This is a genomic window from Tenacibaculum sp. FZY0031, from assembly GCF_036350695.1.
Taxonomy (GTDB): domain Bacteria; phylum Bacteroidota; class Bacteroidia; order Flavobacteriales; family Flavobacteriaceae; genus Polaribacter.
The window spans coordinates 457284-483032 of the sequence record NZ_JAZDVY010000001.1; the positions used below are offsets into that span (position 1 = coordinate 457284).

At 32.1% G+C, this 25749-nt stretch carries 24 protein-coding genes; 14 read left to right on the forward strand and 10 right to left on the reverse strand.

The features are described 5' to 3' along the window. The first annotated feature begins 108 nt into the window (after nucleotides 1-108). A complete protein-coding gene (locus V1T75_RS02150; RefSeq protein ID WP_330486912.1) occupies nucleotides 109-1908 on the forward strand; it encodes a DEAD/DEAH box helicase in 1800 nt (599 codons plus the stop codon). 70 nt (nucleotides 1909-1978) lie between these two features. Here V1T75_RS02150 and V1T75_RS02155 read toward each other — a convergent pair whose 3' ends face one another. The 9 genes from V1T75_RS02155 to V1T75_RS02195 form a co-directional block, all read right to left on the reverse strand. After that, the gene (locus V1T75_RS02155; protein ID WP_330486913.1) at nucleotides 1979-2512 is read right to left on the reverse strand and encodes a GNAT family N-acetyltransferase; all 534 of its coding nucleotides are present in this window, start codon (nucleotides 2510-2512) and stop codon (nucleotides 1979-1981) included. A 27-nt stretch (nucleotides 2513-2539) separates the two neighbouring features. Next, entirely contained in the window at nucleotides 2540-3370 is an 831-nt protein-coding gene (locus tag V1T75_RS02160; RefSeq protein ID WP_330486914.1) for a prohibitin family protein, read from the reverse strand. A 36-nt stretch (nucleotides 3371-3406) separates the two neighbouring features. Beyond that, entirely contained in the window at nucleotides 3407-4306 is a 900-nt protein-coding gene (locus V1T75_RS02165; RefSeq protein WP_330486915.1) for a cation diffusion facilitator family transporter, read from the reverse strand. Between the two features lie 87 nt (nucleotides 4307-4393). Further along, a complete protein-coding gene (locus V1T75_RS02170; protein ID WP_330486916.1) occupies nucleotides 4394-5587 on the reverse strand; it encodes an efflux RND transporter periplasmic adaptor subunit in 1194 nt (397 codons plus the stop codon). Nucleotides 5588-5597: 10 nt separating this feature from the next. Further along, nucleotides 5598-9908, reverse strand: coding sequence for a CusA/CzcA family heavy metal efflux RND transporter (locus V1T75_RS02175; RefSeq protein ID WP_330486917.1), 4311 nt, complete (start codon nucleotides 9906-9908; stop codon nucleotides 5598-5600). 121 nt (nucleotides 9909-10029) lie between these two features. Beyond that, complete coding sequence (locus tag V1T75_RS02180; RefSeq protein WP_330486918.1) at nucleotides 10030-10368, reverse strand: hypothetical protein; 339 nt, start codon at nucleotides 10366-10368, stop codon at nucleotides 10030-10032. Between the two features lie 33 nt (nucleotides 10369-10401). Next, complete coding sequence (locus V1T75_RS02185) at nucleotides 10402-10800, reverse strand: acyl-CoA thioesterase (protein ID WP_099214563.1); 399 nt, start codon at nucleotides 10798-10800, stop codon at nucleotides 10402-10404. 5 nt (nucleotides 10801-10805) lie between these two features. Next, entirely contained in the window at nucleotides 10806-10985 is a 180-nt protein-coding gene (locus V1T75_RS02190; RefSeq protein WP_330486960.1) for a CPXCG motif-containing cysteine-rich protein, read from the reverse strand. Continuing rightward, nucleotides 10985-13003 carry a VWA domain-containing protein gene (locus tag V1T75_RS02195; RefSeq protein WP_330486919.1) on the reverse strand — a complete coding sequence of 673 codons (2019 nt, stop codon included), beginning with the start codon at nucleotides 13001-13003 and terminating at the stop codon, nucleotides 10985-10987. The genes V1T75_RS02190 and V1T75_RS02195 overlap by 1 nt, the downstream gene beginning before the upstream one ends. A gap of 130 nt (nucleotides 13004-13133) precedes the next feature. Between V1T75_RS02195 and V1T75_RS02200 the strand changes: the two genes are divergently transcribed. Beyond that, nucleotides 13134-13472, forward strand: a complete 339-nt coding sequence (locus V1T75_RS02200) for a hypothetical protein (protein WP_330486920.1) — start codon at nucleotides 13134-13136, stop codon at nucleotides 13470-13472. Here the strand turns inward: V1T75_RS02200 and V1T75_RS02205 are convergent. Beyond that, nucleotides 13462-13875 (reverse strand): group III truncated hemoglobin, encoded by a 414-nt coding sequence (locus V1T75_RS02205; RefSeq protein WP_330486921.1) that lies wholly within the window; start codon nucleotides 13873-13875, stop codon nucleotides 13462-13464. The two genes, V1T75_RS02200 and V1T75_RS02205, sit on opposite strands and share 11 nt — an antisense overlap. 71 nt (nucleotides 13876-13946) lie before the next feature. Between V1T75_RS02205 and V1T75_RS02210 the strand changes: the two genes are divergently transcribed. From V1T75_RS02210 to V1T75_RS02265, 12 genes are all read left to right on the forward strand, one after another. Next, complete coding sequence (locus V1T75_RS02210) at nucleotides 13947-14543, forward strand: Crp/Fnr family transcriptional regulator (protein ID WP_330486922.1); 597 nt, start codon at nucleotides 13947-13949, stop codon at nucleotides 14541-14543. A 309-nt stretch (nucleotides 14544-14852) separates the two neighbouring features. Continuing rightward, nucleotides 14853-15440, forward strand: coding sequence for a hypothetical protein (locus V1T75_RS02215; RefSeq protein ID WP_330486923.1), 588 nt, complete (start codon nucleotides 14853-14855; stop codon nucleotides 15438-15440). A 141-nt stretch (nucleotides 15441-15581) separates the two neighbouring features. Further along, nucleotides 15582-16037 (forward strand): hypothetical protein, encoded by a 456-nt coding sequence (locus tag V1T75_RS02220; protein ID WP_330486924.1) that lies wholly within the window; start codon nucleotides 15582-15584, stop codon nucleotides 16035-16037. Beyond that, nucleotides 16037-17101, forward strand: a complete 1065-nt coding sequence (locus V1T75_RS02225) for a serine/threonine-protein kinase (RefSeq protein ID WP_330486925.1) — start codon at nucleotides 16037-16039, stop codon at nucleotides 17099-17101. The genes V1T75_RS02220 and V1T75_RS02225 overlap by 1 nt, the downstream gene beginning before the upstream one ends. A gap of 167 nt (nucleotides 17102-17268) precedes the next feature. Next, nucleotides 17269-18207, forward strand: coding sequence for a hypothetical protein (locus V1T75_RS02230; protein WP_330486926.1), 939 nt, complete (start codon nucleotides 17269-17271; stop codon nucleotides 18205-18207). A 2-nt stretch (nucleotides 18208-18209) separates the two neighbouring features. Further along, nucleotides 18210-18791 (forward strand): hypothetical protein, encoded by a 582-nt coding sequence (locus tag V1T75_RS02235; protein WP_330486927.1) that lies wholly within the window; start codon nucleotides 18210-18212, stop codon nucleotides 18789-18791. 360 nt (nucleotides 18792-19151) lie between these two features. Next, nucleotides 19152-20495 (forward strand): adenylosuccinate lyase, encoded by a 1344-nt coding sequence (purB, locus tag V1T75_RS02240; RefSeq protein ID WP_330486928.1) that lies wholly within the window; start codon nucleotides 19152-19154, stop codon nucleotides 20493-20495. A gap of 3 nt (nucleotides 20496-20498) precedes the next feature. After that, a complete protein-coding gene (locus V1T75_RS02245) occupies nucleotides 20499-21086 on the forward strand; it encodes an adenylate kinase family protein (protein WP_330486929.1) in 588 nt (195 codons plus the stop codon). Next, nucleotides 21073-21513, forward strand: coding sequence for a hypothetical protein (locus V1T75_RS02250; protein ID WP_330486930.1), 441 nt, complete (start codon nucleotides 21073-21075; stop codon nucleotides 21511-21513). The genes V1T75_RS02245 and V1T75_RS02250 overlap by 14 nt, the downstream gene beginning before the upstream one ends. A gap of 3 nt (nucleotides 21514-21516) precedes the next feature. Beyond that, nucleotides 21517-22296 (forward strand): TerC family protein, encoded by a 780-nt coding sequence (locus V1T75_RS02255; RefSeq protein ID WP_330486931.1) that lies wholly within the window; start codon nucleotides 21517-21519, stop codon nucleotides 22294-22296. Between the two features lie 440 nt (nucleotides 22297-22736). Further along, nucleotides 22737-25145 carry a TonB-dependent receptor gene (locus tag V1T75_RS02260; RefSeq protein WP_330486932.1) on the forward strand — a complete coding sequence of 803 codons (2409 nt, stop codon included), beginning with the start codon at nucleotides 22737-22739 and terminating at the stop codon, nucleotides 25143-25145. Nucleotides 25146-25155: 10 nt separating this feature from the next. After that, nucleotides 25156-25716, forward strand: coding sequence for a type 1 periplasmic binding fold superfamily protein (locus V1T75_RS02265; RefSeq protein ID WP_330486933.1), 561 nt, complete (start codon nucleotides 25156-25158; stop codon nucleotides 25714-25716). Nucleotides 25717-25749 lie beyond the last annotated feature (33 nt).

Below are 25749 nucleotides of genomic sequence, written 5' to 3' on the forward strand. Positions count from 1 at the left end.
ATTTAGTGTACTTTTGCACCGTCCAAAAAAAATCGTACTAAACGATTTAATTAATAATTAATTATAGAATTCGCGGAGGGGCATCTGTGGGTTCTCTAAAAACACAGTATGTCAACATTTTTAGATTTAGGTTTGCAAGAACCTATCAATAAGGCATTAACCGATTTAGGTTATGAAAAGCCAACAGTAATTCAAGAAAAAGCAATTCCTCAAATAATTTCTTCTACAGAAGATTTAAAAGCATTTGCACAAACAGGTACAGGTAAAACTGCTGCCTTTAGTTTGCCTATTATTGAACTTGCTGATCAAACAAGCACACACACACAAGCAATCATTTTATCTCCTACTCGTGAACTAGCAGTACAAATAGGAAAAAATATTGAAGATTTTTCAAAGTACTTACCCAATTTAAAAGTCGCTACTGTTTATGGTGGGGCTAATATTGAAGAGCAAATAAAAAAACTTAAAAAAGGGGTTCAAATAGTTGTAGGTACTCCTGGTAGAACTGTAGACTTAATTAAAAGGAGAGCCTTAAAGCTTGGTAATGTACAATGGCTTGTACTTGATGAAGCTGATGAGATGCTTAATATGGGGTTTAAAGATGAATTAGACCAAGTTTTAGAAGCAACCCCAAAAACAAAACAAACATTATTGTTTTCTGCTACTTTTCCTAGAGAAGTAGAAGATATCGCAAAAAATTACATGACTAATCCTGTTGAAGTTACTTCAGGACAAAAGAATCAAGGTTCAGATAATGTAAGTCATGAGTATTATTTAGTAAATGAAAAAACTCGCTATCCTGCTCTAAAGAGAGTCGCTGATTTAAATCCTGATATTTACGGAATTGTTTTCTGTAGAACACGTAGAGAAACACAAGAAGTGGCTAACAATCTTATTAGAGATGGCTATAATGCCGATTCTTTACATGGTGATTTATCACAAGCTCAACGTGACTCTGTAATGGAAAAGTTTCGTAAAAAAAACATTCAAATATTAGTCGCTACTGATGTTGCTGCCCGTGGATTGGATGTTAACAACCTAACACACGTTATCAACCATAAATTACCCGATCAAATTGAAAACTACAACCACCGTAGTGGTAGAACTGGTAGGGCTGGTAACAAAGGGATTTCTATTGCCTTAGTAAGCAAGAAAGAGCAAGGTAGGTTACGTCCGATTGAACGTATTATAAAAAAACAGTTTGTTCACACGCCTATTCCTTCTGGGAAGGAAATATGTCAAAATCAATTATTCCATTTAATTGATAAAGTGCATCATGCAGAAGTAAACACCGAACAAATTGAAGGGTTTTTACCAAGTATTTACGAAAAATTAGAAGAGTTAAGTCGTGAAGAGTTGATTCAAAAATTTGTTTCTTTAGAGTTTAACACCTTCTTATCTTACTACGAAAATGCTCCTGATTTAAACAACCTATCTTCAAGAGAAAATTCTAGAGGACGTTCTTCTAGTGAAAATATGACTCGTTTCTTTATCAATTTAGGAAGAAAAGATCGTTTAAATCCAGCCAAGTTAATTGGTTTAATCAACGATCAGAACATCGGTGATAAAATTGAAATTGGTGCTATAGACATTTTAGATACTTTTTCTTTCTTTGAAATTGATAAAAACTTCGAAAAAGAGACCTTAGATGCTTTTGCGGCTAATGATCCTGACTTTAATGGAAGATCTGTAAATATTGAGGTTACTAAAAACGACCGTAGTAATGGTGGTGGAAGAAAACCGCGCAGAAGTGGTGGTAGTGGTTTCAACGGAAAAAAACGTAGAAGTGATAAACCTACTGATAACAAAAAAGGGTTTGGAAGAAGACGTAGTGAAAACAGCGCCTCTAGAAGAGGAGATAACAAAACTGCTGCTGCTGGGTTTGGAAGAAAACGCAGAAGAGACTAACTAAAAAAGTGTTACAAATAAAAAAACAGCTCAAACGAGCTGTTTTTTTTCTTATATGATGTAAATTAATTTAGTCATTCTTTAATTTACTGTATATTTCCAAATCTGTAAAAGTATTTCCTGTTAGTAATTCTCCTTCTCTTTCAACTCCCTCTAACTTAAAACCTAATCTTTTAGGAATATTTTTACTTGGCGTATTTCCTACAGCACATTTTATTTGAATTCTATTCATTTGTAATTTCGTAAAGGCAAAATTGCATAATTCTTTTACTGATTTTGTCATAATACCTTTACCCTGCTCCTTTTCAGAAAGCCAATACCCTATTTCTGTTTTCTTATTTAAAACATTGGTATCTTTTAAACCAATTAACCCTATAAATTCGTTCTGTTTTCTGATTGTAAAAGTATGTTCTAGTTTTTCTACAGGAACATTAACAACCGAACTTACAAAGCATTCAGTATCTTTTAATTCTTTAGTATATGCCACAAATGGTAACCATGTACCTAAATATTCTCTTTCTTTATTAATTGTTTTGAAAATATCAGCTGCATCATTTAACTCAAGTTCTCTCAATGCTATATCAGAGTCTACTTTTAAAATCACTTTTTCTTTTTTAATAAATCACAAAAACTACTGATTCCCTAAAATAATAGGCATTCCACTTTTCCCAGAACCAATAATAACGACTTTACTATTGTTAGAGTTTGCTAACCTGTTGGTAGCTTCTATCCCTTTATCTTGTAAGATTTTATCTGTTAATGAAGCACTTAAAATTCTGTTAGCATCAGCTTTACCTTTTGCTTCAATAATTTGCTTTTCTGCTTCTTTTTGAGCGGTTACTAACCTAAATTCGTATTCTAACGATTCTTGTTCTTGTTTTAATTTTCGTTCAATTGCTTCTTTAATAGTTGATGGTAACGTTACATCTCTTACAAGAATTTCGTTTAATTGAACATATTGTTTTTCTAATATTTTCTTTGTCTCTATAAATATTTCATCTTGAATCGCATCTCGTTTACTAGAATACAACTGCTCTGGTGTATAACGACCTACAACGCTACGTGCTGCTGAACGGATTGCTGGCTGAATTACACGTTGTAAATAATTTTCACCTAGTGTTTGATGTAAGTTTCCTAAATCTTTATAAACTGGTTGGTACCAAGCCGAGGCATCTATTTGAATTTCTAATCCGTTAGACGATAATACTTTCATTTTTTCGAAAAGTTCTTGTTGTCTTACTTCATATACATGCACTTTATTCCAAGGAGCAACTACATGAAACCCTTCTCCTAATGGTGGTTCATCTGTTACGACTCCTCCTCCAAACGTTTTATACAATACTCCCGCTTCTCCTGAATTGATTGTTACCGTAGATTTTGCTATAAAAATTATCAAAACGATGGCTACTGGAATTAACAATCCGAATTTTGGAAACTTTAACTCTACTTGATTTCTTGTCATTTTTTATATGTTTTGTACTCAAATGTACAATTAAATTTATGAACCACAGTTTTCATAACCGCATTCTTGTGATGTAAACTCAAGCTCAAGAGTAATATGTTCTAAATGAAAATCATCGTGTAATACCTGTTTAATTTCTTGCTTTATTTCATGGCTTTTTTCCCAAGACATTTCTTTTTCTTCTAGTACTAAATGGGCTGTAAACACGTTGTATTCTCCATCCATAGTCCATAAATGACAATCATGAATACTCTCTACCCCCTCCATCGCAACTATTCTTTGTTGAATTTCTTCTACAGAAACATTTTCTGGAGTTCCTTGTAATATTACCCGAAGACTTTCTTTTATGTTTTTATACACATTATACAGTACAAATCCTGCAATAGCAATAGATAAAACAGGGTCTAATACTGGTACCTCCCAAAATTGCATTACTATACTTGCAATCAACACTACTCCCCAACCTAACACGTCTTCTAATAAATGCAATGAAACTACTCGTTCGTTAATTGAAGTTCCTTTTTTTAACTTCAATACAGCAGCACCATTTACTATAATTCCTAAAACAGCCAACCACATCATTCCTTTGGCATCTGCGTTTTCTGGATTGATAATTCTAGGAATTGCTTCTTTAATAATAAATACTGAACCTATCACTAATACTATCGAATTGATAATAGCACCTAAAAGAGAAAATCGTTTATATCCATAAGAATACTTCTTTGTTGCCTTTTTTGTCGATTTTTTTTGAAAATACCAAGACAGTCCTAAACTTAAGCTATCGCCTAAATCATGCAAGGCATCAGACATAATGGCCAAACTATTGGTATAAAAACCTCCAATAAATTCGATAATTGTAAATGCGAGATTAAGAAAAAATGCTACAGCTATATTTCCTGTAGAGTTTCCATGTGAATGATTATGGTTGTGTCCCATGTTTTTATTAATTGACTTTAAATGTATGAAAAAGATGCATTACAACTAAACAAGCGATTATAGATTAAATAATCGCTTGTTGTTTTATTAATGAGCATGGCCTTCCATTCCGCCTGCCATTTGTAATAGTTTTCCTTTTAAAAAGTGTGCTCCTTTAGTTACAATAGTTACATTGTAATTATTCTCTTGAATTGTTTTTATTGCGACAAATCCATTATCAGACCCTCCAACAGTCACCTCAACAGGTACGAATTCATCTGTTGACTTTTTAACAAAAACAAAATGCTCTCCTTCATTTTCTATGACTGCTTCTTCAGGAACAGCGTATACTTCCTCTCCTCCCAACAAAATTTGAGCATTGATAAACATTCCTGCTTTTAATCGGTTGTGTTCATCCTCAAAATGCCCATGCACATTTACCGTTTTCGTTTGGTCATCTACTTTCTGACTAATTAATTTAATATATCCTCTATAAGCTACATCAATTCCGGACGGTTGAAATTCAAACTCATCCCCCTTTTTTATTTTTGTTATATCCGTTCCAAAAACATTTAACTCCGCATGCATATGATCATTATCTATTATCTCCATCATCTCCGAGTTCGCTGCTAAAAACATTCCTTTGTTCAAATTGTTCTCTACAACATAACCAGAAATCGGAGCCTTTACATACACATATTGCTGAATTCCATTGGCTGCCACTGTAGTAGGCGATAATCCTGCCATTTTTAACTGTGCTGCATAGCTATTCGCTAAACTTTTTGCCGATTGATAACTTCCTTCTGCTATTTGAAATGATTTTTTGGAGGTAATATCGTTTTCTAACAACATTTTCTTTCTTTCATAATCTGCCTTAGTTACTTTTAATTTATTCACTGCTTCAAGGTAAGCATATTGTAACTCTATAAAGTTAGGGTGCTGTAATACCGCTACTGTTTGTCCTTTTTTCACCTTATCACCAGGCAACAAATCTGTTTTATAAACAAACGCTTCCAAAGGGGCATATATAGTGGCTTTGCTTTGTGGTGGCACCTCTATTGTTCCGGTTACTGCTACTTTTTCTCTAATCTTTCTCTTTTCGATTGCAGCTGTCTCTATTTTAGCTGTTACAATTTGCTGTTGAGTTAAATGAATTCCATTTTCATTATGCTCTCCATCATTTGTTACATTTTGTGTTGTTTTTTTTACTGTTGCATGATCGTGATCTGAATGATCTTCTTCCTTTTGTTTACAACTAACAACGATAATGATAGTTACTACTAATATTACTAATTTTTTCATGTGTATATTTTTATTCTTTTATATAAAACTCGTAGGCAATTACAGTTTGATTAAAATTATGAACCAGTGATAAATAGTTTTGCATTACCTGAAAATAAGCGGTAAAACTCTGATTATACTGATACGCATCAATCTCTCCTACTTTATAAGCTAGTGCTAGCTTTTTTATAAACTTTTGCGCTTGTGTAACTGTTGAATGAATACTTACTAACTCTTCATTTAAATACGTAAGTTGCTCTTGCAAACTTTTATAATCATTTTGAATTACCATAGCTTTGTTTTTATTTTCATAAGCTATTTCTTCTTGTATAATTTTTTGCTCTTTTATTTTTGCATTATTAGACCAGAAAGAAAGCGGAATATTTACCCCTACATTAAAACCTGTATAACTGTTCTCTTTTCCTGTTGTTCTATTAATTATACCAGCTGTTAATGCAGGAAAATAAGTTGATTTTGCTACAGACACACCTTTAGCAGCTACCTTATTTTGTTGCTCTAAACTTTTGATAAAGTCTTTTGACAACGAGTCTTTTTGAATTAAAAAGTCCTTTTTTTGAGGTAGTTTTTCAAACGGTTGTATCAAATAATCAATTTGTAATAACTGCTTTAGTTCATTCTCTACTTGAATAAAGTTCTTATATGTTTTATTTTTTTGTGACTGTACTCCTAAGGATTGTAATGAGGTTAAATCGTTTTCTAACCCTCCTATTTCTCCAGAGGCATGCAACTTACTCGCTATTTCTTTTATTTGATTGCTGCTAAGCTGTTGCTCTTCCATTAGCGATAACAATCCATATAAGTAATTCCATTGCTGATATAACCTTCTAGCCTTTCTTACTGTTTCTTTCTTTGCGATGTTATTATTAATCGTTGCTAAATTATTTTTCTCTTTAGCCAACTTCTTTTTTTGAATATGCGTTAAAATAGAACCGAAATTCTGATTCACAGACCATTCTTTTTCCGCTATACCATTGGCCACACCAACATCTTGATATTGAACTGTTGTCGGGTTCAATTCAATCGCTTTACTTATACCTGCTTTCGATTTTTCAATCGCTAAGGTTGACTTTTTCATCAACACCGATTTTTGCAACGCCAAATCAATAACTTGTTGTTCTGTTAACTTTTGAGGCACTTCTTGTGCTTGAACTCCAAAAACTCCAATTGCAAATACTACTACAGTTACTATACTCTTTTTCGCTTTTAAGTTTACTTTCTTTTCAAAAAGCATATACAACACAGGTAAAATAAGTAAGGTTAGCAAAGTTGCAGACACCAATCCTCCTATTACCACGGTAGCCAAAGGCTTTTGTACCTCTGCTCCCGCTGAGGAGGATAATGCCATAGGTAAAAACCCTAACGAAGCCACAGCTGCGGTCATAATTACAGGACGTAAACGCACTGACGTTCCTTTTTTTACAATCTCTGTAAGGTCAGATATTCCAATGGTTTTTAAACGATTAAACTCAGCAATTAAAACGATTCCGTTTAACACCGCTACACCAAATAAGGCTATAAAACCTACTCCTGCTGAAATTGAAAAAGGCATTCCACGTAACCACAACGCGAAAATTCCTCCAATAGCAGACATCGGTATGGCAGTAAATATCAATACACTTTGTTTAATCGATTTAAACGTAAAATACAGTAACAAAAAGATGAGTAATAACGCTACTGGTACTGCAACGCCTAATCTGGCACGAGCTTCTTCTAAATTTTTAAACGTTCCGCCATAGGTAATATAGTATCCTGGATCGAATGTTATTTCATCTGAGACCTTACCTTTTAGTTCTTTAACTATACTCGCTACATCGCGTTCTCTTACATTAAAACCAACCGTTATTCTACGTTTAGCATCATCTCTTTGAATTTGATTTGGACCCGTTTTAAAATCTACAGACGCTACTGCTGTTAACGGAATTTGTGCCCCAGTTGCAGTTGTTATGTATAGCTTACGAATATCTTCAATACTAGCTCTTCTATTTTTTGCTAAACGCACTACCAAATCGTAACGTTTTTCACCTTCATATACTGATCCTGCACTCTGACCTGCAAAAGCTGCATTAACAGTAGTGTTTACGTCTTCAATATTGAGTCCATAATAGGCTAACTGACTTCTGTTATACTCAATTACAATTTGCTGTAATCCCGTCATTTTTTCAACATACACATCTTCGGCTCCTGCTACATCTGGAATAATTCTACTTAATTGATTGGCATATTTTACCAATTTGTCTAAATCTTCTCCATAAATCTTAAGTACAACATCTTGCCTAGCACCTGTCATCAACTCATTAAATCGCATTTGAATAGGTTGTTGAAAACCGAAAGAAACACCTAGCATGTTTTCATCTAACAATTGCTGCATTTTTTCTGTGAGTTCATTCTTGGTGCTAGCTTTTGTCCATTCCTCTTTTTCTTTTAAAATAATGATGATGTCTGAAGCCTCTATGGGCATTGGGTCTGTAGGAATTTCTGAAGAACCTATTCTACTTACAATTTGCTCTATTTCGTCTGGAAACTCTTTCATTAATAATGCTGATGCTTGGTTGGAAACATCGATAGTATACGAAAGTGAACTTCCTGTTGATACAATAGCTTGCACTGCCAAATCTCCTTCATCTAACGAAGGAATAAACTCTGATCCCATTTTAGAAAAAGTTACTAAACTGAGTATAAAAATAGCGACTGAACCTATCACTACTTTTACTTTATGAGTTAGCACAAAGTTGAGTATTGGTGTATATACATTTTGTAATGCTGTGATGATTTTATCTGAAATATTCTTCTTGTTGTTGATTGTTTTCTTTAAAAACAACGAACTCATCATAGGTACATAAGTAAGCGATAGTAAAAAAGCTCCTAAAATTGCAAAACTTACGGTTAAGGCCATAGGCTTAAACATTTTTCCTTCAATACCTACTAAGGCAAGAATTGGTAAGTACACTATAAGAATGATAATTTCTCCAAATGCTGCACTTGTTCTTATTTTTGAAGCCGACTCATACACTTCATCATCCATTTGATCTTGAGTTAATTGGGTTCCTGATTTTTTTAACCCTAAATGATGTAATGTTGCTTCTACTATAATTACCGAACCATCTACGATAATACCAAAATCGATAGCTCCTAAACTCATTAAGTTTCCAGAAACGCCAAACACGTTCATTAAACTAATAGCAAACAGCATTGCTAACGGGATAACCGACGCTACAATTAACCCCGCTCGTAAGTTTCCTAACAGCAACACCAAAATAAAGATGACAATTAAAGCCCCTTCAACAAGGTTGGTTGATACCGTTTTTATGGCTTTGTCTACTAATTTAGTTCTATCTAAAAAGGGTTTTATAGCAACTCCTCCTGGCAAACTTTTTTCTATTTGTGCAATTCTTTCTTTTACATTTTCAATCACTTTTGAAGAATTGGCTCCTTTTAACATCATAACAATCGCACCTACCACTTCTCCATCGGTATTTCTTGTCATTGCGCCATATCGTACTGCATGCCCTAACTGAACTTTTCCTATATCTTTCATCAAGATAGGGGTTCCATTCACATTGTTTTTTATGACGATATTCTGAATGTCTTCTGGGGTTTTTATCAATCCCTCACTTCGAATAAAATACGCTTTGGGATTTTTATCTATATATGCTCCTCCTGTATTTTGATTGTTCTTAGACAGTGCCTCAAAAACCTCGTTTATACTAACATTTAACGATTGCAAGCGTTCTGGTTCAATAGCTACCTCGTATTGCTTTAAAAAACCTCCAAAGCTACTTACATCAGCTACTCCTTCAATTCCTAAGAGTTGGCGACGAACAATCCAATCTTGAATAGAGCGTAACTCCATTGCATCGTATTGCTTTTCATATCCTTTTTTAGCATACAGTGTATATTGATAAATCTCCCCCAATCCTGTAGTTACAGGTGCCATTTCAGGTGTTCCTACTCCCTCAGGAATTTGGTTTTTGGCTTCTATCAATCGTTCACTAATTTGCTGACGCGCCCAATAAATATCGGTACTTTCTTTAAAAACGATTGTAACGACACTTAATCCAAATCGAGAGAAAGAACGAATCTCTTCGATATCTGGAATGTTTGACATGGTAATTTCTATAGGAAACGTCACTAAACGTTCTATATCTTGGGCTGATTGTGAGGGTGCAGAGGTTATTATTTGCACCTGATTATTGGTAATATCTGGTACTGCATCAATAGGTAACTGTTTTAGAGAATAGATTCCCCAGCCTATTAATGCAACAACCAATGCTCCAATAATCAATTTATTTTTAATTGAAAATTTGATAATGTTATCTAACATTTTGTATTGATTTAATTCTATGTAACATAATTTTTACCGGTTATTATTAAATAATCGGTACAACAGTTTGTAGTTCTTGCTTACACAAGAGCTACCGCTGTTTTTAATAATAAAAATAGAATTAAGACTTGGGTGGCTGGAAAATAGCCGACAAGTATGAGTTGTAGTATGTGTTTTGATAGAAGTTAATCCTGTTTCTTATTTCAAAAAAAGGAATAATATCAAAACTATAATCAATCGGAATAAAATCTGCTGTAACAGTAATTACGTTACAATGATGGTGATGTTCTTTGTTTTTTTCTTCTTCAGTATCGTTTTCATGATGCTCATCTTGATGTTCTTCATTTAACTCATTGTGATGCACCTCTGATTCAGCTACAAAAACCACAGCATCCGTATGCGCCTGTAAAGGAGGCACAATTAACAGTAAGGTTAATAATATGATGATGCTTTTTTTCACTAATCTAATTTAGAGTTACAAAATTATAAAATTTTATGAATCTTCGTTATCCAATCTATCTTTAACGTATTCGATTTTTGTTTTACCATGCGCAAAAGGCTTTCCTTCTTCATCTAAACTCACCATGATAATTTTATCAATTGCGATAATTGTTTTTCGAGTTATTTTGTTACGAACCTCACAACTTAAGGTAATAGACGTTGTTCCGAACTTTACGACATCAATTCCTATTTCAACAATATCTCCTTGTTTTGCTGAACTAACAAAATTTATTTCAGACATAAACTTAGTTACTGTTTTTGGAATTTCTAACTGAATAATAGCATATAACGCTACTTCTTCATCAATCCATTGTAATAATCGTCCTCCGAAAAGTGTTCCGTTAGGATTTAAGTCTTCTGGTTTTACCCATTTACGTGTGTGAAATCTCATCGTATTTATTGTTCTATATTTTTAGCTTCAAAAGCTATTAAATCGTTATTTACAAAGGTAAACGTTATTTGTATAGGATTGCAACATACCTCACAATCTTCTACATAGGTTTCTGACGTACTGGTATCCAGCAACATGGAAATTTCTTCCCAACAATGCGGACATTGAAAAAAGTGTTCATACATCATATTTTACCATAGTATTTTCTAACAAACCACTCTATTGATAACAAAACTATAATTAGTAATAACAACCATTTCCAATCAACTAAACTTTGTTTTTTGGTAATAGACTTTTGAGTGGTATAAAAAGATGCATCTTCTTGTATCTTTTTTAATAAATCGTCAACTTTATCTGCATAAACTATAGCTCCGTCTGTTTTTAACGCCAGCTGTTCTAATTTTTTAAAATTGGCATTGGTAAACTGCTCTTCTATCTGATAATCTTCAATTTTAAACCTCCCTGAGCTACTTATATTTTGATTCTTTACAGTTACGGTATATGAATATTCTCCTGAGGCTAATCCTTCAACAGCAACTTGATATGAGTTATTAAATAGCGAAAACGGAATACTTTTTTTAGCCTTTGCTTCTAAATTAGTTATTGTCAACTCTAAAGATGCTCTGCTATCAAATTGGTAGTTTTTATCAACATAAAATGTACTTATAGTTATAGGTTCATTAGCTGCATACAAACGTTGCGCTTTTACCTCTAAACGTTTCCTCTTTTTAGTGGATGCTAAATACTGAACCAAATTTCCTACAAACGTATCAAAACTTTCAAAGTTTTTCTCTTTTAAATAACTGGCAGCTCTCCATTTCCAAATACCTTCACCAAATAGCACTGCATACTTTTTATCATTCTCTTCAAAGGTTGACAATAACGGTTGCGTGGTTTCTACCCCTGCATACTTCTGATACAACAAGCTTTGAGATTCTTTTTTAAGTTGTACTTCTCCAAACTTGTCTTTTAGTGGCGGAAATTGATCAAAACCGATATCTTCTTGGTAAAAAGTTAGAAAATCTGGATTGTAAATAGCGGTATATTCTTCTTTTTGATTGATAACTCTTTTTTGAACTCCCAAACCTTGACTATTCAAAAAGTTCCAATCTGTTTTAGTTCCTAAAACCAGTAAGAAATTAGAGGGTATTTTTTCTAAAGTGGTTTTAAAATAACTGTTAGGTTGATACAAAACAAAAAACTGATAGGCATCTAAATCTATGTTTCTATCTTGTATCAAAGCAATGTCTACTTTTCGTTGTTTATTGCTCTCAATCGCTTTTTTAAGTGCTCCTAAATCTGGATGTAAAAAAGAACTTAATAGTAAAACCTTGGTTTGCTCATCTAAAACTTCTACTGAAAAGCTTTTATAATTGTTCTTCGTGTTTTTTTCATTCGCTATACTACTTATCGACGCTGTGTAATAGTGTACTCCTTTGGTATTAGACACTAAGTTGGCTGTAACAGTTTGCACAGGGTTTTCTGGCGAAAAACGTACTCTTTTTGAAAAAACTCTGTTCCCTTTTTTTACGATTGAAAAAGTAGTGTTTACCGTTTCTTTTCCTTCATAATACAACAATGCTTCTACAGGAAACTTGTTCTTTACATAGCTGTACTTGTTCACATTTAACTGCGAAATTTGAATATCTTGATATTGAATGGTATCCCCTATAACTACGGGAAATACTTTATGCTTTGCTGATGAAAACTCGTAGTCATTCCCTTGGGTTTGGTTTCCATCGGTTATTAAAATGGTAGCTGCATTTTTATCTTTATTCAACTCATTAACAGCATCAATTGCTTTTGAAATATTGGTTTGTGTTTCAGCAAACGATAAACTATCCAACACCTTAATATCATTCCCAAACGAAAAGTACTGTACCTTAAATTTATCTTGAAGTTCTTCGTTGCTTTCTACTTTTGATATTACTTCTTGAACCTTTTTTTCTTCTTTAAAAAACTGAGTAGATAGTGAATTATCCACCAATACAGATAACACCGGTTGTATGTTCTCTGTTTCAAGAGTTGTTATCTTCGGATTGATCAATAACAATCCTATTAAAAAGAGACTTAGGGCTTTTAAGCTAAAAAGTAAGATGTGTACTTTCGGAGTGCTATTTACCTTATAGAAATATTGAAAAAAAGCAATGGCTACGCTTATGAATACGGCTAATACAATGTAAATTATAGTTATTGACTCCACTCAGCTTATTTTAGTATGTGAAGATAAAAATATCTAACAAATAAAAAGACCTTTTCTTCTTTTTCATTTATGACTTCAATCATAAAAAACTAATTATCAGTTACATAATTTTATCAGAAACTATTATATTATGGTAACTACTGAAAACGTAACCGCTGAAAAAACAATTCAAAAAACAAATAGCATGGGAATTAAGGCTTACATCAATAAAAAAATTGCTGAAGGAGAACGAAATAGCATTGGTGTATCTATTATATTAATTACCGTAGGTTCTATGATTGCTTCCATAACAGCTGCTTTATCCGTAAATGGTGCCGTTAATTTATTTGCCCTAATTTTTGCTTGTGTAACGGCTATGGGAGCTAATGCTGCTGCCATAAGTCAACGCCCATTTAAGATAATTGCATGGGCATTTATTATCAATATACTCGGTAATATTTCGTTGATCTTTTACCTGCTTATGTCGTAGTTTTAGGCTTCGGCTTTGCTTCAAACATTCTAAAAAAGAGCATAGAAGCTATGTTTCGTGCTCTTTCTTTGGCTTCATGTGCTTTTGTTCCGTCAAAAAGTTCATCAACCGTTTCAAACCATAGTTGTAACCAGCGTCCGAAGTGTTCCTGATAAATAGCATACTCAAAATCTCTATCTACATCTTTGTGTGCTTTCATTGGGTTTCCTTTAAACTTTCTAACAAAAAACAAATTCGTTTCCCAAAAATCGGTTAGTTTTTGTAAATGAGGTTCCCAGGTTTCTTCTGGTATTGTTTTCAAAAAGATAGGCCCTATAAAATCATCCTTTCTAATTTTATCATTATAAAAGGTTGATACCAACTTATACACATCTTCCCTATTTTCTATGTCTCTTTTATCCATTTACAAATCGTTGTTGAAATACGCTACAAAAGTATATCTTTATGCAATTGCAATTTATGACTTAAATCATAATGATTCCAGAAGAACTCTTATTAAAATACCACGCTGAAACCAAACGTTTTCAAAAAGATGAAATCATTTTCTCTGAAAAACAAACCGCGCATTACTACTACCAAATAGTAAGCGGAGTGGTTAAAATGAATAATTTTAATGATGATGGCAAGGAGTTTATTCAAGGGGTGTTTTATAAAAATCAAAGTTTTGGTGAACCTCCTTTGTTTATAGATGTAAAATATCCTGCTAATGCGGTGGCTATTTCTGATAGTACGATTTTAGCTTTATCTAAAAGCAACCTGTTTAAATTACTGCAAGACAATCCTGAAATTCACTTAAAAATCACCCAAAGTTTAGCAAAACGTTTGTATTACAAAGCTATTATTGCTTCCGAAATATCGAGTCAAGAACCTGCTCATAGAGTACTCCGCTTTATTGATTACTTAAAAGACGATGTATATAAAGTTGAAGGAAAGTACTCGTTTAAAGTAGCCTACACACGTCAACAAATAGCTGATATTTTAGGTTTACGCGTAGAAACGGTTATTCGGGTCATAAAATCCTTAGAAAAAAAGGGAGACCTAAAAATTAGCAAACGAAAGGTATATCGTTAAAACTTTCTTTAAAGTGACCTTTTAATAAAGTGTCTTACAAATCATATAAATTAATAGGTTTATGGAATTCCGTAAGATTTTGTACACACCTTGCAGTAAGTTTGTTGGAATTGTATAATTAGTTAACAAATAACAATAACTCGTTCATAACTTTATTTTAGGTAACCTATTGGTTTTGATATATTTGATAGCGTATAAAAATTGCTAAACTTTACGTTATCTCATGCTTTTGACGGGATAAAAGAACTAAAGTTTGACATATAACGAGTTGTGCTTAATGTTGATATGAACACTGAAAAAGAAAGTATTATGGAAAAATCAATTTTTAGAACTGAAAAAGTTCCATACATAGAGGAAACACCTCAAAAATATGAATTTGATTCTTCAACTGAATTTTTAATTAGAAACTACAGAACTCACGACAATGGAATTCCTCGTGGTAGAATATATTCCCTTGATACTGTAATTGAATTTTCCGTATTTAAAGGTTCCAATATCAAAAGTATAATGGAAGAGGATTTTGACTATTTTTTATGGTTTGCAAGAAAAATCGAAAACTTTACGTATGATGAAAAAGTCTTGGAATATGCAGAAAAATGTTTAAACACATTCATAAATTTGGATTATCCCAAAATAGAAAAGTTGCCTAAACTAAAGTATTCTTACGAACAAGTTTCTTTAATGTTGCAATATGAACACGAATTGGATTTCGGAAATGACCCTTTTCTGAGAGAAGCATACAAATCAATGGTCAATGTAAATTTCTACAAGACAATTTATGGAAAACCAATTGAAAAAATAATTAGACAAAGTTTGACCAATTTCAGTTACAGCAACGAATATAGAATGAAATATTTTAATGAAATAAAAAAAAACACTAAGCACAACAATGTATAACCGCAATTACGGCGGATTCGACTTCGTCCGAATCCACTCGGTAATTACTAATGCTAGTTATTAAACATAATAAGTAACTTTAGTCCCGTAACAACAGTTATACAAATACGTTGCCACACATTAAAACTAACTTTAAATTCTATGAAAGTTTTAGGAATTAGAAACAGTCCAACTGATATCAGATTTGCCATATCTGAAAAAATTAATGGTTCAATCTCTTTAGAAAATATTTCAGGAGAAAATAAGCTTGTCTTTCCAAAGCATCTTACTCTGTTGAGTGAAAAAGTTGGTTGGCTATATCAAGAATTTGACAATATTCTTTCAAATAATCCAGATATAAAGATTATCGCAGTGAAACAAAATGAAAATGTGAGTACAAAATATTCAAAAGTACAAGAGACTGCTTTTTATGATTCTATCGCGCACTTAATAGGAAATCACAAAGGAATTCCTGTGAATTCTTACGTATATAACAATATTGGAACTAAAAGCAAAGAAGTTCAATACTTCGCTGAAAGTTACACAGGGAAAACAACAAAATATTGGAATTCGAAAATGGCTGATGCAATAGCTGTAACAATTAAAGAACTTAAATAATGGCATTTTCAAAAGGAGACGTTATTTATAAATACAAACTACTTCAGACATTAGGAAGTGGAAATTTCAGTTCTGTATGGTTGGCAAAAGACAATTCCATAGATGCTGATACCGCATTAAAAATTCTAAATCCATCTTTTCAAACAGTAGCCCAACTTTTAGAGGAAGCCCGTATAGGTAATAAATTAAATCATAATAATTTATTGAAAATTCAATATGCAGATGTAGTTCCTTACAATGGTGGTCAACTTACTTTAATAGCTCAAGAATATCATCCAAATGGCTCAATTCTAGGACTATTAAATAGTGGTAATTTTTTGGATTTACCTATTGCGATTAGACTTTTTACAGATATTTTAAGAGGTCTAGAACATTTGCATTCACAAAGATTTTTTCATAACGATATAAAGCCTTCAAATATCTTAATTGGAAGTAATAACGAAGGAATTTTAGCTGATTATGGAATAACAGGAGCTTCGACTTCTTCTGGAACTGCTGTACCCAAAGATGCATATATCATTCATCGTGCACCAGAAACATTAAAAGGCAATTATATCAATGTTCAAACTGACATATATCAAACTGGAGTTACTTTTTTTAGATTAGTAAATGGTATTGGTAACATAAAAGATGATTTTCTAAAATATGGCGAGACTAAATTTGAAGATTTAAAGGCGAAGGGAAAGATTCCTGACACAAAAAACTATGAACCTTTTGTACCTCAAAGAATTAAGAAAATAATTAATACTGCTGTCAATCCTGACTATTCAAAGAGGTATTCTTCAGCTTTAGAAATGCGAAGAGAATTGGAAAAGTGTTTCTATCCTGGTTATTGGACTATGGATTCTAATGGAAATTTAATAGGCATAGGTGCCAAATATCATTATAGATTTGAGATAATTGCCAAGAAGAATTCAAAATTTGACTTTATCCCTTACAAGAAAAATATTCAAACTGGCAGAGAAACAAAAATAGGTGCATACACGTTAAAATTAGCTGAAAGTAAACCAATTGGAAAAGCAAAAGATACATTTATAAAATGGGTAATAGAAAATGCGAGCTGAAATAAATAACGTGTGGCAACAATATGTATAAGTAATAGCGGTTTAAGTGATAAAAAAGGTAGTATAAACATAAAGCAAAGGTTAGTGTAAAACCGAAATGTTGGTGAGTAGAAGTCCGCTACTACTCATACACTGGACCGTTTTGCAAGTCGGGAAAAAGCTGAACTATGGATAGAAAAATATTATTTGCTACATACCAAATAAGAATTAAAAATAATAAAAGAGACTATCAATTTTTAGATAGATTTAATGGAGAAGATGATTTTTTTAATACATTCAAAACATACACTGAACATATTTTCGAAAATACTAAAACATTAGTAAGTAAAAACATTAAAAAAAAATTTACCTTAAAAGAACCTTGTGAAGTTAATGAAACTAATAGAACTTTATTTGGTTATTTCAATGCAGGTTTAACCGGAGTCAAAAAAACAATTAAAAACGATGAAGTTCCTGAAGAAGGTGAATTTAATCAAGAAAAATATCATACTTCATATCAACCTATTTTTTTCTATTTATATATTCCAAAAGGAAAAAAAGAGGCACATTTAATACTTCAAAAAGAAGTTAACTTTGGAATAAAAACAACTTTATTTAATACTTTAAAAGATTATGTTCTCTCTCTGGGCTACCTTGACAATAGGATTGAGTTAAGTAGCACACTTCACCATTCTGTTTACAAAAAAATGATGAAGTATGGAAAATTAAAAAGTGTAGAACTTATTAAGAAAAGAATACCATCAACTCCAGAAGAATTAAATTCACCTGCTAAATATACAAAATCAGGGAAGTTCATAACTTCTTTATCGTCGTCTACAGATTTAGGAGATGTCTATAAGAAATGGATTATAGGATTAAATGTCTTAGGAGATAAGCATAAACAGGTAGAAATAAGGGAGATGGATGATACTGTAGATGAAGTAGAATTTGAGTTAGAATTAAATGGTTCAAAAAAGAAGTTTTACGTTGCAGATACAAAAAAGCCTATGCCATATGTAGATGTTACAGACAGTTTAAAGTTTGATAATTTTGAAGAACCTACAAAAGATTCTTTAATTAAAAAGGCAGAAGAATTAATTAAAGAAATGATTAATCCTCAAATCTAATTATGCCAAAAATTAAAATTGGAAAAATTATTAAGTCTCATTATAAGACTTTTTATTTTTTAGAAAATAAAAATGAAAAAATTTCTATTTCAAGTTATTTACTGTATATACTAATTCCTTTAATAGGTTCTATAATATTGACATATTTTGGATATACAATGGAATCAGAAATTAACAATCTTATTGCTGCTATTTCTATTTTTGGAGGTTTTTTATTTAATCTCCTAGCTATAATTTATACACAAATAGATAAAATTTTAATTGCAATTGAAAAAGATGAAATAAAAGCAGAAAAAGGAGAATTAGGTATTTTCGACACTACAAAAAGAGATTTAAATAATAAAAGAACCTTTGCAAAAGAAATAAATTCAAATATTTCATATTCAATAATTGTAGCTTTAACCATAATAATATTTTTACTTTTATTAAATGTAGATTTACCTAAAATTACACTTTTCAATTATGCTCGCTTCATGAAAATAATATTCATTGGAATTAATTACTTTTTATTAGGCCACTTCATATTAACGTTATTAATGATTTTAAGTAGAGTATACATTCTATTGAGTAGAGATATGGAATAAAAACTTTACCTAACTAAGAACTGAGGTAAAAACAAATAAACTTCCCAAAACCCTATACCAAAGTATTTCTACACACTTTATTGAATACTCCCCCAATGAAGGTCGCTGATACTACGGCACGCTCCATTAACATCACGGCATGGGGCGCTGATATTACGGCATGCTCCGTTAACATCACGGCACGGGTCGCTGATATTACGGCATGCTCCGTTAACACCACGGCACGGGTCGCTGATATTACGGCATAGTTCTTTGTCCCTAAATAAGATTGCTTTTATTTAGTGCTAAAATTCCTGTAGTTTATCTCTAAAAAAAGGGAAGTATTTTCTATTTTTGTGCCTTTCAACACAACAACAAAACATGAACTTAACAGAATTAAACGCCATCTCTCCTATTGATGGTAGATACCGTAACAAAGTAGCAAGCTTAGCGAACTATTTTTCAGAAGAAGCTTTAATAAAATATCGTGTAAAGGTAGAAATTGAATATTTCATTGCTTTATGTGAAATTCCATTACCTCAATTAGCCGATTTCAACAAAAATTTATACGCTGATTTACGTAAAATTTATGAAGATTTTTCTGCCGAAGACGCACAAAAAATCAAAGAAATTGAAAGCGTTACCAATCACGATGTAAAAGCTGTTGAGTACTTTATTAAAGAAAAGTTTGACAAGCTAAGTTTGAATAAGTATAAAGAGTTTATCCACTTCGGATTAACGTCTCAAGATATTAACAATACCGCTATTCCATTATCTATTAAAGATGCTATGGATGAAGTATACTACCCAACTTTAGATACCTTAGTTTGCAAATTAGCTGATGTATCTGAAGAATGGGAAAACGTACCAATGTTAGCAAGAACTCACGGACAACCAGCCTCTCCTACTCGTTTAGGAAAAGAGTTTTTTGTATTTGTAGAGCGTATTAACAATCAGGTTATTCACATCCAACATACACCACATGCTGCGAAGTTTGGTGGAGCTACTGGTAATTACAATGCCCACAAAGTAGCGTATCCAGATATCGACTGGAAAAACTTCGGAACTCATTTCGTAGAAGAAGTATTAGGTTTGCACCACTCCTTCCCTACTACGCAAATTGAGCACTACGATCACATGGCGGCTTTATACGACGGATTAAAGCGCGTAAATACGATTTTGATTGATTTAGATCGCGATGTTTGGACCTATGTTTCTAACGACTACTTCAAACAAAAAATTAAAAAAGGGGAAGTTGGTTCATCGGCAATGCCTCATAAAGTAAATCCGATTGATTTTGAAAACTCTGAAGGAAACTTAGGGGTTGCCAATGCTATTTTTGAGCATTTATCTGCTAAGTTACCCGTTTCAAGATTACAACGTGATTTAACGGATAGTACTGTATTACGTAACGTTGGAGTTCCTTTTGGACATACGTTAATTGGTTTTGCCTCTACCTTAAAAGGATTGAACAAGTTATTGTTGAATGAAGCTAAATTTGCTGAAGACCTAGAAAATAACTGGGCAGTAGTTGCTGAGGCTATTCAAACAATTTTACGTCGTGAAGCCTATCCTAATCCATACGAAGCCTTAAAAGGATTAACTCGTACGAACGAAAAAATAAACAAAGATTCTATCGCTAATTTTATTGATACTTTAGAAGTTTCTGAAGCGATTAAAAACGAGTTAAAACAAATTACACCATCTAATTACACAGGTATATAACCTATGAATATTATAATTTTTGGGCCTCCTTTAGCTGGTAAAGGAACCCAATCTAAAAAAATAATAAATGACTTTAACTTAACACATCTTTCTACCGGGGATGTGTTAAGAAAAGAAAAAGCTAAAAAAAGTGATTTAGGCTTAGAAGCTGAAGAATACAGTAGTAAAGGTCTACTTGCTCCAGACGATTTAGTTATGGAAATAGTAGAAAGCTTTTATTTCAATCAAAATGACAAAAATAATTTTCTTTTTGATGGCTACCCTAGAAATATTGAACAAGCTAAACATTTAATCAATTTTTTAGAGAAGGATAAAAATCTTATAGATTTCGTTATTTATTTAAAAGTTCCTAAAGATGTTTTGTTGGAAAGAGCTAAAATAAGAGCTATTGAAGAGGGCAGAAAAGATGATGCAGATCAAAACACAGTTTTAACTAGAATTGATGAATTTGTTAACCTCACAGCTCATGCTATCAGTTTTATAAAAGAACAGGGAGTAACAACTATTGAGGTAGATGGCAATCAATCTGTAGAAGAGATTTATAAAATAATTTATCAAAAACTAAATAATCCAGAAAGTGAAAAAAGCTAACTTTTTATTCCTATTTAAAGCATTGCTGTTTTCTTGCATGTTAATAGTAACATCGTGTACTCCAGAGAAAAAAGGAGATCCTACACGTTTTGTACACGGAACGTTTGAAATTCCTGCTGGTGATAACTACGGAAAAACAACTATTGTAAGGAAGGATAGCTTACAAATAGAAGAATACACTAAAAAAGTAAGTCTTTCAACGGACAGTTTAGTTACTGAAAAAGAAGTAAAACATATAGATACACTCTACATCAAATGGAAAAATAATTTTGCATATACCTTGCGAATGAAAAGTCCGAAAACTGATTTAGATAAAGATCCTATATTTGTTCAAATAACTAAAGTAACTGATAGCTCTTATAGTTTTACCGCAAAAATTGGCTATTCTAACTTTAAGCAAAAAGGAACTGTATATAAAGTAAAATAAACGATGGAAATTTTCTTACAAGCTGATACCTGGATTGCCTTGCTAACCCTAACTTTTTTAGAAGTTGTATTGGGTATTGATAACATTATCTTTATCTCTATTGCTTCTAACAAGTTACCAGAAAATCAGCAAAAAAAAGCTACTCGAATAGGTCTTCTATTAGCTATGATTTTTAGAATTCTTCTTTTACTAGGAGTTTCTTATTTAATTAGTATGAAAGACCCTATCTGGAATATTGATTTGTCTTGGTTAAAAGTAGGTGTTACAGGTCAAAGTTTGATTTTATTTGCTGGAGGTATATTTCTACTATACAAAAGTACTAGTGAGATTCACCATAAAGTTGAAGGAAGAGATGAAGCACACGCTTCTGGTAATCCTAAAAAGAGAGCTACTTTACTTAATGTTATAACTCAAATAGTATTAATTGATATTGTTTTCTCTTTTGATTCTGTTTTAACTGCTGTAGGTATGACAAATGGTATACAAGGAGCATTAATGATAATGATTATCGCCGTTATTGTCTCAATCTTAATTATGTTAATGTTTGCTACTCCTATTAGTAATTTTGTAAACAAACACCCTACAATTCAAATGTTAGCTTTATCCTTTTTAATTCTAATTGGGTTTATGCTAATTACAGAGAGTGCACATTTGTCTCATACAATCGTTTTTGGACAATCAGTTGGTGCTATTCCCAAAGGATATTTATATTTTGCCATTACATTTTCTCTACTTGTAGAAATGCTAAATATGAAAATGCGAGGGAACTCAAAAAAGCATTAAGAAAATATTAATATTATAAGCAAAAGACCTAGCAAACATTTATCTGTTAGGTCTTTGTTTTTTTCATACATTTGCAACATTACGCATGTTTAGATTAAAAAGACATATTGCACTTGTAAGTATACTTGTATTGCTGTTACCTTCAGTTATACTGCTAGTACATTCCTTTGAAAATCATAAACACCCAGTTTGTTCTTCTACTAGTGAACAACACTTTCATGAGCAAGAATTAAATTGTTCTTTATTGAATTTTAACTTTCAAGTTTTTTCGCTTGATTTTAATTCAAGTTATGATTTAATTCCAGTTACTTATTTTAAAACTAGACAAAACTTACAACCGCAATTTATTCCGGTTCATCATGTTGTAAAAATTCTACCTAGAGGGCCTCCTTTTAATTTAATTTAGTTATCACATAAATTAAATTAAAAATAAATCTTAAATGAAATCAAAACGTATCATTTTGATTCTTTTGCTATTACTAGGTTATAGTAATGTAAAAGGTCAAAATTGCAGCCATACATTCTCTGGTCTTGTTGAGGATTTTCACGATAAATCTCCTATAGTAGGTGCTACAGTTTTTATTAAAAATCAAAACAAATACGCCGTTACCGATTTTCAAGGAAAATTTTCAATTCCAAAGGTATGTTCTGGTAAAATTATAGTTGAAATATCTCATGTAGCTTGTAATCCACAAACTCTTGAATTAACTATTTCTACAGACATATATAAAATTATTGATTTAGAACATCACGAAGAAGAACTAAATGAAGTCAATGTAAAAGGAGCCATTGGTTTAAAAACTAAAACAGCCCAAGAAACTCTAATTAAAACACAAACATTAGAAAAATTTAGTGGTGCTTCTTTAGGTGATGCTTTAAAAAATATTACAGGAGTTTCTTCTATTAACACTGGTAATAGTATTGTTAAACCAGTAATTAATGGTTTAAACGGAAGTAGAGTTCTTGTTTCTTTTAACAATGTTAGACTTCAAGATCAAGAATGGGGAATTGAACACGCACCAAATATAGATGTTAATGCTGCTAAAACTATTTCAGTTGTTAAAGGAGCAAATGCATTACAATATGGAGGTGATGCTATTGGAGGTGTTGTTATAATAAACCCTGTGAAAAGTTTTATTGACAAAGATACTTTATATGGTAAAAGTATAATTTCTCAACAAACTAATGGTCGTTTATTTTCCGTTACTACAAGTTTAAATAAAAGCTATAAAAGTGGTTGGTTTGTTAATGGTCAAGCATCGTTTAAAAGAGCAGGTGATTTTGAAGCTGCAAACTATAATTTATCTAATACTGGGATTAACTCAAAAGCTTTTACTTTTAACATAGGGAAAAAGCAGTTTGAAAAAGGTTTTGAACTTTTTTACAGTTACCTAAGTAATGAAATAGGTATTTTAAGAGCATCTCATTTTGGTAATGTTGCCGATTTAGTTGATGCTATTGAAAGTCCAATCCCTCTTTTTATAAATGACTTTAGTTATGATATTGATAACCCAAAGCAAGATGTTACACATCATTTATTAAAAGCTGCTTATTACAAAAGGTTTAAAGGATTGGGTAAACTTTCATTACAATACGATTTCCAGTTTAATAACAGACTAGAGTTTGACAGAAGAATTGGTGATAATAAAAGTTTACAAGCTGTTGATTTAGACTTAACAACTCATAATTTTAAATCTGATTTTCAGTTAGACTCAAACCCTAATCATCTTTATAAGTTTGGATTAAGTGCATTATACCAAAATAATTTCCCTGACCCAATTACTAAAGTTAGAAGGTTAATTCCGGATTATAAAAGGTTTAGCTTTGGAAGCTATGCAATTGCTGACTTTAAATTTGATGATTTAGTCTTTTCCGCTGGAATTAGGTATGATCTAGAGCACATTGACGCAAAAAAGTTTTATCTGCAAAGTAGATGGGATAATTTGAATTATCAAGATGATTTTAGTCATATAATTATAGATCCTAATGCACCAGGTTCTCAACTTTTAACAAATCCAAAGTTTACATACCACAATGTTTCTACATCTCTTGGTTTAACCTATAACCTTGACGCTAAGAACTCATTCATTGTAAACTATGGACTAGCCAACAGAGCTCCTAACCCTTCTGAATTGTTTAGTGACGGTTTGCATCACTCTGCAGCAAGAATAGAAATAGGAGATTTACGTATGCAAACAGAGACATCAAATAGGTTTTCTGCTTCGTATATGTATAATAGCGATAAGTTGAATATTACTGTTGAAGGGTTTTACAATCATATAAAAGATTTCATTTATATAGAGCCTACAGGAGAGGAAACAACCAATAGAGGTGCTTTTCCAGTATGGTCTTATAAACAAGTTAATGCTCAATTATTTGGAGTTGATACAAATATCTCTTTTCAACCTACAAATAATATTGTGTTGACAAATAAAAGTTCTCTTTTAAAAGGTAAGGATTTATCAGGTAATAGACCGCTGATAGATATTCCTCCTTTTAAAACAGTTACTTCACTAGTTTTCAAGAAAGAAAACTGGAAAAACTTTTATGCTTCCATAGAAAGCGAATTTAATGCAGAACAAAACGAGTTTCCGAATAACAACTTTCAAGCTTACTTACCGCTTGAAGATCGTTTCGTAACCGTAGATGTTAGCACTCCACCATCAGCATATCATTTATTAAACTTTTCTACAGGATTTGATTTTAAATTATCAAAAACAACACTTAATTTAAACTTTTCAGTAGATAATATTTTAAATGAGAGCTATAGAAATTATTTAAATAGGTTAAGGTACTTTGCTGATGACCTAGGAAGGAATTTTAAAATTCAATTAAAAATTAATTATTAAAAAACAAAAAATGAAACATATTAAATTATTAGCCGTATTATTTATTTCTGCAATCACTATTACCTCTTGTTCAGATGATGATCCAGTAGTTATTAATGAAGACGAAGTTATTACTACAATGACTATTGAATTAACCCCAAATGGTGGTGGTGATAAAGTAACTTTACAAAGTAAAGATGCTGACGGAGATGGTCCTACAGCTCCTGTTGTTACTGGTGGTACTTTAGCTGCTAACACAACTTACAATGCTGTAATAACGTTGTTAAATGAATTGGAAAGCCCTGCTGAGGATATTACTGAAGAAGTTGCTGAAGAAGCAGATGAGCACCAGTTCTTTTATAGCCAAACAGGTTTAACAAGTACTTTCACTTATGCTGGGGCAAATGACTCAAATGGAAACCCTGTAGGTATTAAGTTTACCATTGCTACAGGAAGTGCTGGAACTGGTACTTATATTGTTACATTAAGACATGAACCAAATAAAGGAGCTTCTGGAGTAAAAGAAGGAGATATTACAAATGCTGGTGGAGAAACAGATATTCAGGTGAGCTTCCCTATTACTGTTGAGTAATAAAATTGAAACTAAAATATAAGAAACTCCCCA